Origin of the sequence: Thermohalobaculum xanthum (assembly GCF_016623495.1) — a bacterium.
Taxonomy (GTDB): domain Bacteria; phylum Pseudomonadota; class Alphaproteobacteria; order Rhodobacterales; family Rhodobacteraceae; genus Thermohalobaculum; species Thermohalobaculum xanthum.
In genome coordinates this window covers 211,223-227,598 of record NZ_JAEHHL010000002.1, presented here as the reverse complement: position 1 = coordinate 227,598, position 16,376 = coordinate 211,223, and the positions used below count along the sequence as shown (strand labels likewise).

Here is a 16,376-nt window from a genome sequence, read left to right as displayed (position 1 = left end):
GCCATAGGTTTGTTTCGGGCGTGGCGTTGGCGAGGGAAGTGTATCATGTCGCAGGACGATGCGGGCGTGCCGATCTCCGTCATTGTCCCCGTCTGGAACGACCCGGAGCGGCTTCGGCTCTGTCTCGAAGCGCTCGGTACGCAGACCCTTGGCAGGGAGAAGTTCGAGGTCATCGTCGTCGACAACGCGTCGACCGACGACACCCCCGAGGTCGCCCGGTCTTTCGACTGGGTGCGCGTGCTGACCGAGCCGAAGAAGGGCTCTTATTCGGCTCGGAATACGGGCCTCAAGCATGCGCGCGGGACCTTCATCGCGTTCACGGATTCCGATTGCATTCCCGCGGCGGGTTGGCTGGAGGCCGGATTGGCACGGCTTCAGGCCGAGCCGGGCATCGGTGTGGTCGGGGGGAAGATCACGCTGTTCGCCACCGACGCGGCATCTTCGCGCGCCTGCATAAACTACGAGAAGCTGTTCGCCTTCAATCAGAAGACGTTCATCGAGAAATGGGGCGTGGCGGCTACCGCGAACCTGTTCTGTGCAAAAGCGCTGATCGAGGCGGTGGACGGATTCGACGCGTCACTGATGTCGGGCGGAGACTCCGATCTGACGCGTCGCATCACCGCGCAGGGTCACAGGCTCGTCTATCTCGACGAGGCCGAGGTCAAGCATCCCACGCGCGGGACGATGCGCGAGGTCGTCCGAAAGCATCTTCGCGTGAAGAGTGGCGTGTGGGACCGGAGCAAGAACCCGATCAAGTTCCTTACGCTCCCGGTGCATGCGACCAGATCGACAGCTGCGCGCAGCTTGCGCGTCCTTCGCTCGCATGGCGAGTCGCCGGTCGAGAAGATCGAGGTGATCGGGCTCCTTGTCTCGCTCTATGGTCTAACGCTCTTCGAGTACTCGCGAAGGCTTTTGGGCGGGGCAGCCCGCCGGTCCTGACGTGTCCGGCCGCGCAGGGCGATCGGGCGCAGAACGTCCGTTTCCATGACCGGCCGTTACCGCCGTGGAGGCCGGCAGGCGAGGCGCAGCATCTAACGCGCGGCTGCTCGGACAGGGTCGAATCAGTCTGCCCGCCGTAGGCCCTTGAGCCGCCGAAGTGCCCGTTCGATCGCAGATGCGGGCGAGATCATGAGGTCCAATTTTTCCAGGGCGAAAAAACGCCGCACCGTTCCGCCCGAAAATGTGGCATCGGCTTAGATTTGCCCGGTGTTCCGCAGCCACAGAGCGCGCATCGTCGGCAGATTTTTTCATGCGGGCAGTTGCGGCGCGAGCGCTGCTGAGGCATTCTCCCTTAAGTTGAACGCGAGTGTGGTCGGTCATCCCTATAGGTGCAATCTCGCACGCGGGGACAGCCGTATGAGTCTGTCAAGTTCGCTTAGAAAGCGCAGCCAATGGTTGCAGTTTGCTCATGTTGGTCCGGCCAAGACTCGGGAACTGGTGCGTGTACTCCCGAAGGGCGGATCCGCAGACGAAATTTCGTCGAGCCGTTTGCGAGTTCCTTCGGGAGTTTCGCGCGGCGCCAGAGATACATCTATGAATCCAGATATCTACCGCCACCGCGCGACATCGTTTCGCGCGTGGAGGGGGATTTGCGCGAGCTGTGCGCGTCTTCCCGGCCATGTCGCCGCCGGGCGCGCCTGCGCACAGCCCCCGCGCGGGTTGCGAGCGCAGCCTGCGCGCCCCTCGATTCTCGCTGCCGAGTGGAAAGCGAGCGCCGCGCTGGCGCCTCGCGTCGTCGGCGACGGGTCACGGTTTCGCCGACGCGGTGGTCACTGCGGGCAGGCGTAAAAAGCTCTGACGGTTGGAGGTCATGATGGCGGATTTCGTCGAAAAAACTCTCGTGCGGGCTGACGGCGAGGACATCAGCAACATCACCCACATGGAGTTTGGTCCCGACGGCCTGCTTTACGCATCGAGCCTCATGGGCGTGATCTATGCCTTCGACATCGAGCAGGACAATGATGGCAATTACGTTGCCACAGTGGTTCACGAGATCGACCTGCTGGGATCGATCCAGAACCACAATGACGACGGGACGCCGATCTCGCTCGAAGGTCGCTTCGTCATGGGCTTCGACATCGCCGGGACCGCCCAGGACCCGGTGATCTACGTGACCTCGAACGACCCCCGGATCGATACCTTCGCCGACTCGAACTCGGGCATCCTGTCGATGCTGTCGATGGACGCGTCGGGAACCTGGGAGAAGGTCGACCTCGTCCGCGGGTTGCCGCGATCGCAACACGATCACCTGCTCAACGACGTCGAGTACCTAATCGACGACGAGGGCAATCCCTATCTGCTGGTCAGCACCGGCGGCAACACGAATGCTGGCGCGCCGGCGGCGCCGCTCGAGTACCTGCCCGAATACCTATATTCAGGCGCCATCCTGAAGATCGATCTGGCCGCCATATTCGAGATGAGCATCAAGACCGATGCCTATGGCATGGACTATTACTACAACCTGCCGACCCTTGATGACCCGACCCGGTCGGGTGTGAACGAAGGCGTCGACGCGAGCATCGAGCTCTTCGGCGGCAATGGTGGCCTCAACCAGGCCAAGTTCGACCCCGATGGCCCCGTGAGCTTCTATGCGACAGGTCTGCGCAACGCCGTCGAGATTCTGCAGACCGAGAACGGCTCGCTGTTCACATTCGACAACGGCGGCAACCCCAGCTGGGGCGGCACGGTCGTCACGACGACCGACTCGAACGGCAACGTCATCGCGACCAACCTGCCCGAGCAGGGCGACACGCCGACCAGCAACCAGGACCAGCTGCACCTGATCGTCGAGGGCGCGTATTTCGGGCATCCCAACCCGTTCCGGGCGAGCGGCTCGCTCGCGGGGCTCTACGAGCAGGATGGGAGCGGTACCCCTCTGGCGCAACTGCCATCGGATTTCGACAGCCTGATCCCGCAGTTCATGCTGGATATCCAGGAGGCCTATTTCCTCAAGGAAGGCACGCAGGACGGCGCGATCGCGCTTTCGTCGAAATCGACCAACGGCATCGCGGAGTACACCTTCGCCGGCGCGTTCGACGGAGACCTCGTCGGGGACATTCTGGCCGTGCGCTACGGCACGCAGAGCATGATCCGCATCCAGCTGGTTGATAACGACGGCGATGGTGTCGCCGATAGCGGCTTCAAGGTCGAGGAATATTCGCTTGGGGTCGGCGGACCGATCGACGTCATGGCCCCGCGTCCGGACGAGCCTTTCCACGGGCTGATTTTTGTCTCGGGCCTGACCGGGACCGGATCTATCCGGATTCTCGAACCTGGCGACGGGTCGGTCGGGAATGAGGACCCCACCGATCGTGACGGCGATGGCATTGCCGACGTGATCGATGCGTTTGCTTACGATGCGACGAATGGTCAGAGCACGACGCTGGCGGCAGGGCAGACCTTGTTCTGGGACTTTGAGTCGACGACGCCGGAGTCCGAGTTGCCCGGGCAGCAGCAGGGTTTCCGCGTCGGCATCACCGGCTTCATGACCAACGGGGACGACCTGCCCGAGACGCTGAGCCTCGACCGGTTTGATCCCGAGATCCTGGGTGGTGACGATGTCGTCCTGGGCGGCACCGCGAACACGATCCTGATCGGCGCGACGCCGGACGGAAGCGCCGAGGGAGGCGTGAACAACCAGTATCACGGCTTCCAGTCGGGCTTCCTGCCGCAGTCGGAAATGTTCACGCTGACCGTCGAGACCTGGAACCCGTTCCGCAGCATCCCGCTGGCGGATCGCGGGCCCGATCAGAAGGTTGGCGCCGCGCTCAGCGCGGGCAACCAGGACGACTTCCTGTCGCTCATGATCGGCGACGGCTACATCGAACTTGTCTACGAGGCTGACGGCGTCGAGGCGCTGCGCGTGCGGCAAACCAACGCGTCGCTTGCGAACGTCGATATCTCGACCTTCCTGACCGACCTGATCTTCGAGGTCGACGCGACCTCGGGCATCGTCGTCGCCCGCTACGAGGCGCAGACGCTCGACGGTCTCGTCACCGGGAGCTTCGACCCGGTGCAGCTCTATGGCGACCTTCTCGACGCCATCCAGGGCGAGTATCGCGTGGGCGGCAAGCTCAGCGCGCCGGCATGGACGCTGCTGTCGACGTCGGGGAACGATGAGCCGTTCGAGGCGAACTGGGGCAGCGTCACGCTGGAGGGCCAATCGAAGCCCGCCGCGACGGGCGAGGTCACCGTCAACGTCGCGGCCGACTCGACCTTCACCAGCGGGTCGTTCACCGTGACGAATACGGGCACGCAGGACATCACGCAGCTGGTACTGACGATCGACGACGCCTTCGTCGACGATATCTTCTGGGACACCGATGGGACGGGTGACGCTGGCACGCCGAAGGCCTTCACAGTCGACAGCGCGGGCGGCACCGGCGTGGTGGACGCCAGCGGGTTCGCCATCAACCCGCTGCCGGCAGGCGGCTACCAGACGCTGATCATCAATCTTCCGGACTTCAATCCCGGCGAGACCTTCACCTTCAGCATTGACGTCGACCCGCGCAGCGCCTCGGGCTTCGGTTCGGGCAGCCCGCAGGGCGCGATCTCGGGCCTCGAACTCACTGGAACGATGGTCACCGCGGTGTTCGCAGACGGCACCTCGGCCACCGGCGAGCTGTTCGGCACGGGGTTGAGTTCGTCCAAGGCGATCGTGAACGATGCTTTGGCGGCGCCGGTGACTATGACGCTTGGCACGCTCTCAAACGGCCAGCGCGGCTTCGTCGCCGATGCCTCGCAGGTGCTTCAGCTGCAAGGCGAGCCGAATGCGCGGGTGGCGGTCCTGATCGGCCAGGGCGACACTCTGCCGGACGACGCCAGCGGTGTCGGGCTTCTGCCGAGCGCGCTCGATTTCAACTCGATCGAGGGGCTGAGCATCCAGTACGTGACGCTCAACAGCTCGGGCTTCGGCTCGCTCAATCTCTCGCTGATCGATCCCGATCCGAACGATCCCAATGACGGCGTCTACCGGCTGATGGCGGCTGTCGTCGACGGCTCGAACAATATCGCCGGCCGCGTGGGGGCCGGGATCACGGTGACTGTCGGCAGCGGCGGCGACAACGAGGCGCCAATTGCCGCGAATGACAATGACGCGATCTTCACGAGCGAGATCGCCACCGGGAACGTCCTTTCCAACGACAGCGATCCGGACGGCGACGGTCTCACGGTTTCGAAGGTGAACGGCGCCGCCTCGTCGGTCGGGCAGACGGTGACGCTGCCCTCGGGCGCGCTTCTCACGCTCAACGCGAACGGGTCCTATTCCTACAATACCAATGGCCAGTTCTCAGGCCTCGCACCTGGCGAGCAGACGATCGACACCTTTACCTACGAAGTGTCGGACGGCAACGGCGGTTTCGACACTGCGACCGTGCGAATCACCGTGACCGGCGAGGTCGAGAAAGGTGCCCTGATCACCGCCATCAATGTGGGCGGCGGAGGATATGCCGCTGTCGACACCAACATCTTCTACTCGGCTGATCCAGGTGTGTCGGGCGGGCTGATCTCCTATCGCAACCGGACGGACGTTTCTGTTCCGGGCACGCAGGACGACCCGCTCTACCAGCAGTATGGGTTCGGCAGCTTCTCCTACGACATCGCGGTGCCCGAGGATGGCGTCTACATCGTCGAGCTTGGCTTTATCGAGCCTTGGGCCACGGGCACGGGGCAGCGGGTATTCGACGTCGCGCTCGAGGGTGTCGCCGCAGGCAGCTTCGACAACATAGATCTCTACGCGGTCGGCGGTGGGACGGTGGGCCCGATCAAGCTGACACAGGTCGTGACGGTCTCTGACGGGGTGCTCGATCTCGACTTCACGCCCATCGCGAACAACGCGATTCTCAGCTCGATAGAAGTTTATTCGATCTCGGATGACCCGCCTCCGCCGCCGCCTCCGCCGCCGCCCGACCCGGACCTCGTGCTGGTCAAGGCCGTGAATTTCGGTGGCGGAAGCTACACGGCGCAGGACGGCACTTTCTTCGAAGCCGATCCGGGTCCGGTCGCTTCTGGGCCGACGGCGACGCGGTACAAGCCGGAGCTGTCCTTCGCGGGAACCGAGGACGACTTCCTTCTCGAGACCTACCGCTTCGCGGATGGGCAGGCCGGAGGGACGGGCTTTAGCTATGACTTCGTGCTCGATGCTGGCGACTATCTGGTCCAGCTCATGTTTGCCGAGCCTTGGGCCACGTCGAGCGGTCAGCGCCAGTTTGATGTCGCGTTCGAGGGCGTCGTGCCCACCGCGTTCAACAACATTGATGTCTTTGCGACTGCAGGGGCGCTCAACCTCTACACCGTCGAGTACACCGTGACGGTCTCGGACGGCGTGCTGGATCTGGATTTCCTCTCGGAGGCCGGTTTCAACAACGCCATCGCGCAGGCCGTGGCGATCTACCGGATCAACGACGGCGGCAATATCCTTACGCCGGATGTTGCGTCGACCAACGAGGACGAGAACGTCCTGATCGACGTCCTCGCGAACGACGATCCTGCCGCAACGCTCAAGAGCGTCGGCTCCGCGTTGAACGGCAGCGTGTCGATCGAATCGGGGCAGATCCGCTACACGCCCGATGCCGACTTCTTCGGCACGGATTCGTTCATCTACACCGCGACCAAGGACGGGACGGACTACTCAACCACTGTTTCGGTCAACGTCGCGCCGGTGAACGACGATCCCGAGAACGTTGCCCTAACCGGTTCGACGGTCAGCGAGTCGGCGCCGGCGGGAACCGTGGTCGGCAGCCTGTCGGCCTTCGACCCCGATGGCGACAACCTAGTCTTCTCGATTTCGGATCCGCGCTTTGCTGTCAACGGCACCAACGTGGTGGTTGCACCGGGCGCGGACCTCTCGGTCGGTGCGGATACGGCTGTACCCGTCACGATCACGGCGGACGACCAGAACGGTGGAATCGCCACACTCGACACCTCGATCACCATCACCGATTCGCCCACCGGCTCGCCGACCCTGGTTGCCGCGTACAATGTGGGTGGAGGCGCGTTCTTGGCTTCGACCGGCATCAATTACGCGGCCGATCCGGGTGCAACCGCCGGCGAGCTTCGCAATCGGTCGGGGAACGCGATCTCGAACACGGTCGATGATGTGCTCTACCAGACCTATCGCTTCGGAGCTGACTTCTCCTACGCGATCGACCTGCCGACCGCTGGTGAGTACATCGTCACTCTGGAGCTGATGGAGCCGTGGTTTACCTCCAGCGGCGAGCGGATCTTCGATGTTGCGCTCGAGGGCTCGGTGACAGGTGATTTCGATGACATCGACGTCTTTGCGTTGACGGCAAGCTCGTTCGAGGCGCTCACGCTGTCGAACACCGTCACCGTGTCCGACGGCACGCTGAACATCGATTTCACGGCTTCGGCCAACAACGCGATCATAAGTGGAATCTCGATCTACGCTCTGGATGATCTGGTAGTGTAAGGCCGGAACGGAGCTCCGGTAGAGGGTTCGCTCCCGCCCGTTACCGCACGAACTGGGCAGATCCCGCTCGAGCGGGGCCTGCCATAGCGTGACAACCCGGCAGCGCCGCCATGAATGTGGCTGCCTCGGTGAATAGGAGGCTTGGGGCCGCGGCGCGTTGAAGTATGCTGTGTGTGTGCGTGGACTACGGAGACTTGTGACGTGAATTCTCGCTTTCCGAAGTTGGGCGCCTTGGCCATCTCGCAGGGTGGGTGAGGCGCGAGGATGTGGTCCGCGGTCGTCGCCTCGATGTGCCTTGCCTATTTGGTTGTGCTCACGACTGCAATTCGACGAGCGGGAGACAGGCATCTCGCCTTCGTCGTTGGCGCCTTGGGGTTAAGGTATCTCCTCACCGCTTTTCCCAATCTTGTGGGCACCCCTCTGCCCGGCGGCGTGACGCCGATCGCGCTCTCGAGCCTTGCGGTCTGCGCGCTCGGTCTTCTGGTGATCGACAAGCGGCTGCTGCAGCTCCGCGCGCTGCTTCCGCTTTATCTCTTTCTCGCCGCCGTTCTTCTCTCGGGGGTCGCCAACGGGAAGGTTGGAGGCACGGTCACCGTGCTGACGAAATTCGTCTACCTTGCCGTCATCCAGCTTTCCCTCTTGCACGCGCTGAACCAGCTTGGCCCGCGGCGCGTCTTCGGCTCGGTTCTTCTCGTATTCACGCTCCCGCTGGGACTCCAGGCGGCCTCGATCGCGCTCGGCCGCGATGCGCAGAGCTTCGCCGGTTCGGTCGATGATGCGGTCGGAGAGCTCGATCCGCAGGAGATCAACTTCATCGGCTCATACGGCCACGAGAGCGGCTTCTCGATGATCCTGCTGGCCATGATGCTGTGCCTCGCCTTCTGGCAGTCGCGCCGCGTGGTGGTGTTCTGGGGCCTGGTTGCGGCCTGCATCTTGGGCGTCCTGTTCGCGAACTATCGCACCACCATGCTTGGCGTCCTTCCGATCCTGCTGGCGATCATCCTCGTGCGTTACTCCGGAGCCTTCGTGGCCAGACAGCGCGCCTTCTCGATGACGCTTGCCTTTCTTGTTGCCACGGTCGTGGGCGCTGTCGTCATCGGGTCGAGCGACCTTGCATCGCGTTTCACGGATCTGATCGCGATCGACCTGGGGAGCTTCTCGCGCTCGCCCAACATGCTGACAACTGCCGACCGCGACCTCATGTCGGGGCGCCTCTATATCTGGAGCCAGTACCTCACGGCCTTCAGAAACGCGGACTTCGGCAACCAGGCCATTGGTTTCGGCCCCGAGAGTTGGCGCGGCGTCTTTCGCCTTTATGCGCACAACACCTTCGTCTCGTTCCTCTACGAATTCGGGTATCTCGGGATGGCCGCGTTCCTGTTCTACTGGGGCACGAACATTGCCGCGAGCCTGGCGATCCGTGACGGGCTGGCGCGGCTCGTGGTCTTCGCCGCCTATGTCGGGTTCACGATCATGAACCTCGCGACGATGCCGATCTGGCAGATCGAGGGCCTGATCTGCCTCGCGATCCTGAATGGCTCGCTGATGCATTTCGGCGGCCGTGCGGCTTCGGGCAGAGCAGGCCCCAAGGCGACGGCCAGGCGGCAGCCACCGTCCGGGGCGGGGCCACATGCGACCATGATCCTCGACCTGGGAGGCTCGCGCGATGGCGGACGCGGCTGAGGGAAAGCGCGTCAAGCTGTGCGTCACGGGCTTGCGCGGGCTGCCGGGCGTGATGGGCGGCGTCGAGACGCACAGCGAGCAGCTCTATCCGCGGATCGCGTCGATGGGCGATGCGCTGGAGATCGTCGTCCTCGGACGCAGGGGCTATGTCGAGGACGGGCGGCGCGAATGGCGCGGCGTCGTGGTCCAGCCGCTCTGGGCGGTGCGCAACAAGTATCTGGAGACGCTGCTTCATACCGCGGCCTCGATCTTCCACGCGCGGTTTCGCGAGCATGCCGATGTCATTCACATCCACGCCGTCGGCTCGGGCCTGCTGACGCCGCTCGCGCGGATGCTGGGGATGCGGGTTCTCGCGACCCATCACGGTCAGGACTACAAGCGGGAGAAATGGAACGCGGTCGCCAAGTTCGCGCTGCGGACGGGCGAGGCGCTCTCGGCTCTGTCGGCCAACCGGATCATCACGGTGAGCGCGAGTTCGGCGCGCGCGCTGGCGGCACGCTTCCCGTCGCGGAGCAAGGCGATCCTGCACATTCCCAACGGGGCGTCGCTGCCCGAGCCAACCCGGCCCGTCGCCGAGATCCTCGCGGAATTCGGGCTCACACCCGGCGGATACATCTTGGCCGTGGGGCGGCTCGATCGCGGCAAGCGGTTTCAGGACCTGATCGCGGCACATGCCAAGGTGCCGGACGCGCCGCCGCTGCTGATTGCCGGCGGCGCCGACCACGAGGATCGGTTCACGCGCGATCTGACCGCGAAGGCATCCGAGCGTGTGATCTTTGCAGGCAGGCGCAGTCTCGAGGATCTCGGGGCGCTGTATCGAGCCTGCGGCCTTTTCGTTCTGCCTTCGGCACATGAGGGGCTTCCGATTTCGGCGCTCGAGGCCCTGGTCGCGGGCGCGCCGATGCTGCTCAGCGATATCGGGCCCAACCTCGATCTGGGTCTGCCGCCGGAATGTTACTTTCGCATGGGAGCCGTGGACGAGCTTGCCGGGAAGCTGGCCCAGCGTGATTCGCATTTGGGCTACGAGGTGTTCCGGCCAAAGTCGAACGATCTGGTCCGGCAATACGATTGGAACGAGGTCGCCAGCCGCACCCGCGACGTGATCATGGAACTCGCGATCCGTGATGGATCCGGCCCGAGACCGCGCGCATGACCGAAAAGCGTGTCGCCGTCATCATCAACTCGCTGGTCGGGGGAGGTGCCGAGCGCGTGCTCTCGGTGCTGCTGCATCGCATCGCCGAGTGGCAGGCCGACGGGGGCGGACCGGCGGCGCTGAACGGGGTGAAGCTGCACCTCGTTCTCCTCGACCGGGTGGACGAGAAATACGAGACCCCCGAGGCAATCCCGCGCACGAACCTCGATTGCGGCGAGGGGATGCTGACCAGCGTGCTCAGGCTTTGGCGCTGCCTGAGGCGGCTCAAGCCGTCCCTCACGGTCAGCTTCCTGACCCGGGCCAATTGCGCGAGCATCATCGCGGCCCGGTCCCAGGGCTTTCCCTGCGTCGTGTCCGAGCGCGTGCACACGACCCACCACCTGGGCTCGGGCGCGCGGGCCCAGGTCCTGCGCCGGATGGTGCGGCTCCTCTATCCCCGCGCCGATTGCGTGATCGCGGTCGCCGATGGTGTGCGCGCGGACCTTGTGGACAACTACGGCGTCCATGCGGATCGGGTCGCGGTGATCCCAAACCCCTATGACATCGATGGAATCCGGCAGCGCGCGCAGGCCGAGCCTGAATGGCGGCCGCCCGGCGGCCGGCCCTACCTGCTTGCGGTCGGCAGGCTCACCGCGGCGAAGAACTTTCCAATGCTGATACGGGCCTTCGCCGCGGCGCAGCTGGACTGCGACCTCGCCATTCTGGGCGAGGGGGAGGAGCGCGATGCCTTGCACGCGCTTGCCGCAAGCCTTGGGGTTTCCGGTCGCGTGCATCTTCCGGGTTTCGCGCGCAACCCGTACCCGATCTTCGCCCGGTCCGCGGGTTTCGTCTTGTCCTCGAATGTCGAGGGGTTCCCCAACGCCCTGGCCGAGGCGATGGTGCTGGGATGCCGCGTGGTCGCGACCGATTGCCCGTCGGGCCCGTCCGAGCTTCTCGGCGCGCATGCGCGTCAAGGGGCGGGGGTCGTCAGGACCGGGCGCGGTCTCCTCGTTCCGGTGGATGATGCCGACGCGATGCGGAGTGCGCTCGAGCAACTCGTCATGCGCGAGGACGCGGCCGACATCGGCGCGGCGGCGGCCCGGCGCATGGAAGATTTCCGCGTCGACAGCATCGCCGCGCATTACATCGAGGTCATCGAGCGCGCCTGCCGCGAGGCGGGCCGCCGCTGACGCCTCGGCGGGTGACGCGATCGCCTCGGCTTAAGCCGCGTCTTCCGGTTCCTGCGAGAAATCCTTGCCCTTCGCGCCATTTTCGTGGACGCTCGCATATGTGGTGCTGGCAATGTTCTTTCGCCTAAAACGGGTAAATCGGTGGAGCCACGACTGTTCGTTCTGTGCTTTCATGCTCCAAGTGTTTGCTTGGCGCTAGCTGCGTTGGTGTGTGTCGGCAGCTTGGGCATCAGCTCCGGCGAGCCTTCTCCCGCACGCCCCACGCAAGTTGTTCAGGACGCCGGACCGGTCGCGCGGGTGACGTATTCCGGGTGGATCGATCCGAAGGGCGGATACCTCAACACCGCGCGACGGCTCACGGCCTCGGCGCTGTCGTCGACGGGAGAGGCGCGCGTGGGCTACGCGCTTGGCGCAGCAGATGCCGCGCGCCGCAGCCTGGCTTTTGGACCAGCCAATGCCTACGCCTGGGTGACGCTTGCGTGGGCCGAGTACGCCGCCGGCAACAAGGCGGGCGCATGGGACGCTCTCGAGATGTCCTGGCGGTGGGCGCCGGAGTCCGGGAACCTCTCGTTCATGCGGCTGCTGCTCTCGTTGAACTGGTGGCCCGAGGCCGATGCCGGCGAGCGTGTGCGGATCGTCGAAGAAGCACGGATGGCGCGTGTGACGCATCGTGCGGCCTTTATCGACGAGATGCAGCGCAACCCGAGGCTCTGGACCGTCTGGCGGCTGATCTACGAGATCGACTATCCGAAGGAGCAGGAGAAATGAGACGTGCCTTCGGTTTGACTAAAAAAGATCCTTTTTTGCGGGTATTTATGGCGGCTTCGCCGGTCGCGCGCGCGGAACGACGCTGTCGTATCCGGCGCGTCGCGCGAGTCGGGCGAACCGGGGGCGGCGATTGCGGCGGTCGTGCCGGATCATAGAGATTACTGGGGGGTGGAAGGATGAGAATGATCGGATCGCGCCTTGGCGGCGCTTTGCTCGCAGTGTCGTTCTTCGCGGTGACGCCGGCGATGGCTGCCGAGCGGGCACCCGAGGTGACCCAGGCCGATGCCGAGGAAGCGTCGAGGGCGGTCGCGTATTACTGCAAGGTGGTCTCTGAGCGGATCTCCGGGATCATCTCGGACCAATGGGCGACGCAGGACCTTCAGGACCTGGCCAGCGTCTGGCGTGATCTCAACTGCCACCATGTGTTTGGCGTAGATGAGCGTGTCCGCCTTCGGGTGCGTTGAGGCGAGGGGAATGCGATGACGACGCGGCACGAGTTTCCGACGACGCCGACGCAGCAGCCGGGTGCGGAAGAGACGAACGAGTTCTTCGACCTGCGAAGTGCGCTGCGTCTGCTGTGGGTTCGCAAGTGGATGCTCATCATCCCGGTCCTGTTCTGCGTGGGCCTCGCGGCGGTCGTCCTGCAAAAGGTTCCGCGCCTCTACACCGCGACGGCGGAAGTGATGCTGAACACGCGCCAGACCAACGTCGTCGATATCGAGACGGTGGTCACCGGCATCCCCGCGGATTCGAAGTTTGTCGATGGCGAGATCGCGGTCATCACCTCGGCCCAGTTGATGTCACGGGTCGTCGAGAAGCTGCGTCTCGATCGCGACCCCGAGTTCAACTCGTCCCTGCGACCGACGCCGTTCCTCAGCGAGTGGATCGATAGCGTCAAGGCATCGCTGCCCGAGAAGTTGCGGCTCGCGCTCGGGTTCGAGGAGGTCGACGCCCTCGCGAACCCGGCCGAACAGGCCGAGCGTGAGCGCTTGTCGGTGGTTCGCGCGCTTCAGAGGGCGGTCGATGTCCGGCAACGCGGGCTGTCGGTCGTCATCCTGATCGGGATGGAGTCCGAAGATCCGCGCAAGGCCGCGCTGATCGCCAACACCGTGGCGGACCAGTATCTCGTGGACCAGCTCGAAGCGAAGTTCGAGGCGACGCAGCGCGCCACCTCGTGGCTCAACGAGCGCGTGAGCGAGTTGCGAGAGCGCGTCGAGGCGTCCGAGGCGGCCATCGAGGCCTTCAAGGAACAACAGACCGTCAGCAACGAGCAGGGCGTCGACATCACCACGCAGCAGCTTGCCGAGCTCAATTCACAGCTGATCACGGCGCGTGGCGCGGTCGCCGAGGCACGTGCGCGCTATGCACAGGTCGATCGCCGGATCCAGGAGGGGGGCATAAACGCGGCCGCGAATGTCCTGTCCTCGCCGCTGATCCTGACCCTGCGCCAGCAGCGCGCCGAGCTCCAGCGCCGCCGCGCCGAGCTCTCGAACCGCTATGGCAACCGACATCCGACGATGATCAACCTCGAGGCCGAGATCAGCGACGTGTCGTCTGCCGTCGTTGCCGAGGTTCGCAAGATCGTCGAGGGCCTGCGCAACGACGTCGCGGTTGCCGAAGCGCGCGAAGCCGCGCTGGTCGACAGCCTCGAGGCGCTGGAGGGCCGTTCGCTCAACCTGGCGCGCAGCTCGGTCGAGTTGCGTCAGCTCGAACGCGAGGCGGCGGCCGACAGGCTGATCTACGAGAACTTCCTCAACCGCTTCCGCGAAACGTCCGAGCAGGACGGCCTGCTGCAGCCCGACGCGCGCATCATCGCGAGCGCCGAGCCCCCCTCGGTGCCTTCATCGCCGCAGAGCAAGCTGGTACTTGCGGTCGCAGGTGCGGGCGGGTTGCTCGGCGGGCTTGCGCTGATCTTCCTGGTCGAGATGCTGAACCGAACCTTCCGGCTTCCCGAGGAGGTCGAGGCCGCGACGGGCGCCTCGGTGCTTGCCTATATCCCGAGCCTGGGGCGCAGGCACCGTCACCGGCAGATCCTCAACTACGCGCTGCAGAAGCCGAACTCGGCCCTGTCCGAGAGCATCCGGAACCTGCGTACGGCGCTTTTCCTCGCAAATGTCGATGCGCCTCCGAAGGTGGTGATGGTCACATCGTCGCTTTCGGGCGAGGGCAAGTCGATCACGTCGATGCTGCTGGCGCGTGCCAGCGCGCAGATGCGCAAGTCCTCGGTGATCGTCGACTGCGACATCCGGCGGCCCATGATGCAGACCGCCTTCGGTCTCGAGCATCGCGATGCCGATCTGATCTCGGTGCTGCAGGACCGTACGAGCCTCGACGACGCGATCGTCTACGACAAGGAGAACGACGTCCACCTCGTGCCGGTGATGCAGCGGTCGCCGCAGGCGGCGGATATCCTTTCCTCGCAGCGTTTCGCCAACCTGATCGAGGAACTGCGCGGCCGCTTTGATTTCGTCGTGCTCGACGTGCCGCCGGTGCTGCTGGTTTCGGATGCCTGCGTCGTCGGCAAGTATGCCGATCTCTCGATCTACGTGATCGCCTGGGACTCGACGCGGCGCGAGGCTGCCACGCAGGGCATCCGCCTGCTCAGGAGCCTGGGGATCCGGGTAGCCGGTGCAGTTCTGACCTTCGTCAATCGCGACCGCGCCTCGCGGCATGCATCGTCGATGCAGTCGGCCTTCGCGTATTACGGCAACGACGACTACTACGTGAACTGAGCACGGCGCGTGACCTTCTTCGGGCGATGGCACTGTGCCGTGCCGACCCCGAGGATCATCGCGATCAGCGCGGCGGTTGCCGGCATCTCTGGCCCGAAGTCGATCAGGGAATGCACCCCTGCGGCCGCCAGGGTCGCGAGCGCGAAGGCGGGGATCGCCCGCCCGCGCGAGCGATGCCACACGCCGTGAAGCAATCGCACCGCGATGACGCCGAGCGCGAAGAACATCAGCGCCGCCGCGGGCAATCCCAGTTCGAACGCCGATTGCAGGAAGGTGTTGTGGGCCCGGTCCCATTCCGAAGCGCCGAAATCGGCGGTCAGGAACTGCCGGAAGCCGTCCTGGAAAGCGCCAAGGCCATGGCCGAGGAGCGGGCGCGACGCGATCCCCTCGATGAGCAGCCCGTAGATCCCCCAGCGGGCATCCTGCGACGGGTCCTCTAGGGCGATACGCCCCGCCAGCCCCTCGGCGCCCGCCGATGAGACGTGCGAGGTGACCCAGAGGCCGATCAGCAGAAGCACGGCAGGCAAGCCGACCGACCAGGCGAGCATCTTGCCGACGGAGCCGCGCTCGTAGGTGATGAGGGCGATCATCACGCACATGCCAACGGCGGCGGCGAAGGTGCCGCCGCGGGATTCGGTCATCACCACCGTCACCGCCAGGACGATGCCGGCCAGCACGAGAAACCAGCCATGCGAGATCACGACATCGGCCACGCGGATCGGCGCGGCCGACATGTTGGGGGGCAGGTGGCTCAGCTCGCGCCTGACGATGAGGCCGACGCCGGCCGTTGCCGCGAGCATGCCGAGACCGGCGTAGAGCGCATAGGCATTGCGGCTGATGAAGCTGGATGTCACCACGCCGGGATAGGCGGATGGGCCCGTGATCGGATTGACGCCCGCCCAGAGCGCGGCGAGACCGTAAAGCGCTGTAAGCAGGACCCAAACGGCGATCATCGTGACGAAGGCGCGCGCCCGTCCGCGCCGAGCGCCGGCGCGATACCCGATCCAGAAGATGCATGCGTATGTGATCAGCCGCAGAGCCCCCTGGGCCGTGGCGACGGGGTCGACCGAGATGCGTCCGGGCGACACCATTGCCGCCTCCCACGCCGGATGGCTCCAGCCGGGGATGAGCGCCGGCAGGCACTGGACGATCGCCCATGCGACGACCAGCGACCACGCCACGAGAATGGTGACGAGGAATGCCCGGTCGGTTCGGTCCGGTGGCGCGGCGAGGTCGTAGACCAGCTGCACCGCAAAGAGCGAGAGCACCGCGAGCGAGAGCGCGATCCAGGCGGTCGGCCGATTACCCGCCAGTGCGAAGGCCGTAACGCAGATGATTGCCAGGGTGAGCCAGAACACGATCCCCTGGATCGCGGCCGAGCGGTGTTTCGGGGCGGACTCCGTGAGTTGCACGGCGTCGGCGTCGAGCTCCTGGGAAACCAT

9 protein-coding genes are annotated in these 16,376 nt (G+C 64.9%); 8 read left to right on the top strand and 1 reads right to left on the bottom strand.

The features are described 5' to 3' along the window. The first annotated feature begins 45 nt into the window (after window positions 1-45). The 8 genes from H0I76_RS06000 (at window position 46) to H0I76_RS05965 (ending at window position 14,934) form a co-directional block, all read left to right on the top strand. Complete coding sequence (locus tag H0I76_RS06000) at window positions 46-939, top strand: glycosyltransferase (protein WP_200608288.1); 894 nt, start codon at window positions 46-48, stop codon at window positions 937-939. An 874-nt stretch (window positions 940-1,813) separates the two neighbouring features. Next, complete coding sequence (locus H0I76_RS05995; protein WP_200608286.1) at window positions 1,814-7,429, top strand: malectin domain-containing carbohydrate-binding protein; 5,616 nt, start codon at window positions 1,814-1,816, stop codon at window positions 7,427-7,429. Window positions 7,430-7,693: 264 nt separating this feature from the next. Next, complete coding sequence (locus H0I76_RS05990; RefSeq protein WP_200608283.1) at window positions 7,694-9,112, top strand: O-antigen ligase family protein; 1,419 nt, start codon at window positions 7,694-7,696, stop codon at window positions 9,110-9,112. Further along, a complete protein-coding gene (locus tag H0I76_RS05985; protein ID WP_200608281.1) occupies window positions 9,096-10,265 on the top strand; it encodes a glycosyltransferase family 4 protein in 1,170 nt (389 codons plus the stop codon). Before H0I76_RS05990 ends, H0I76_RS05985 begins: the two co-directional genes overlap by 17 nt. Beyond that, complete coding sequence (locus H0I76_RS05980; protein ID WP_200608279.1) at window positions 10,262-11,434, top strand: glycosyltransferase; 1,173 nt, start codon at window positions 10,262-10,264, stop codon at window positions 11,432-11,434. Before H0I76_RS05985 ends, H0I76_RS05980 begins: the two co-directional genes overlap by 4 nt. A gap of 297 nt (window positions 11,435-11,731) precedes the next feature. Further along, complete coding sequence (locus tag H0I76_RS05975) at window positions 11,732-12,202, top strand: hypothetical protein (RefSeq protein ID WP_200608277.1); 471 nt, start codon at window positions 11,732-11,734, stop codon at window positions 12,200-12,202. A gap of 182 nt (window positions 12,203-12,384) precedes the next feature. Next, a complete protein-coding gene (locus H0I76_RS05970; RefSeq protein ID WP_200608275.1) occupies window positions 12,385-12,666 on the top strand; it encodes a hypothetical protein in 282 nt (93 codons plus the stop codon). A gap of 15 nt (window positions 12,667-12,681) precedes the next feature. Then, window positions 12,682-14,934, top strand: coding sequence for a GumC family protein (locus tag H0I76_RS05965; protein ID WP_200608273.1), 2,253 nt, complete (start codon window positions 12,682-12,684; stop codon window positions 14,932-14,934). Here the strand turns inward: H0I76_RS05965 and H0I76_RS05960 are convergent. Then, a complete protein-coding gene (locus H0I76_RS05960; protein ID WP_200608271.1) occupies window positions 14,922-16,376 on the bottom strand; it encodes an O-antigen ligase family protein in 1,455 nt (484 codons plus the stop codon). The two genes, H0I76_RS05965 and H0I76_RS05960, sit on opposite strands and share 13 nt — an antisense overlap.

Excerpts from the sequence above, each read along its gene's own strand:
- H0I76_RS05960 (WP_200608271.1), bottom strand. The coding sequence starts at position 16,376 with ATGGTTTCCCAGGAGCTCGACGCCGACGCCGTGCAACTCACGGAGTCC.
- H0I76_RS05970 (WP_200608275.1), top strand. The coding sequence starts at position 12,385 with ATGATCGGATCGCGCCTTGGCGGCGCTTTGCTCGCAGTGTCGTTCTTC.
- H0I76_RS05990 (WP_200608283.1), top strand. The coding sequence starts at position 7,694 with ATGTGGTCCGCGGTCGTCGCCTCGATGTGCCTTGCCTATTTGGTTGTG.
- H0I76_RS05995 (WP_200608286.1), top strand. The coding sequence starts at position 1,814 with ATGGCGGATTTCGTCGAAAAAACTCTCGTGCGGGCTGACGGCGAGGAC.
- H0I76_RS05980 (WP_200608279.1), top strand. The coding sequence starts at position 10,262 with ATGACCGAAAAGCGTGTCGCCGTCATCATCAACTCGCTGGTCGGGGGA.
- H0I76_RS05985 (WP_200608281.1), top strand. The coding sequence starts at position 9,096 with ATGGCGGACGCGGCTGAGGGAAAGCGCGTCAAGCTGTGCGTCACGGGC.
- H0I76_RS06000 (WP_200608288.1), top strand. The coding sequence starts at position 46 with ATGTCGCAGGACGATGCGGGCGTGCCGATCTCCGTCATTGTCCCCGTC.
- H0I76_RS05965 (WP_200608273.1), top strand. The coding sequence starts at position 12,682 with ATGACGACGCGGCACGAGTTTCCGACGACGCCGACGCAGCAGCCGGGT.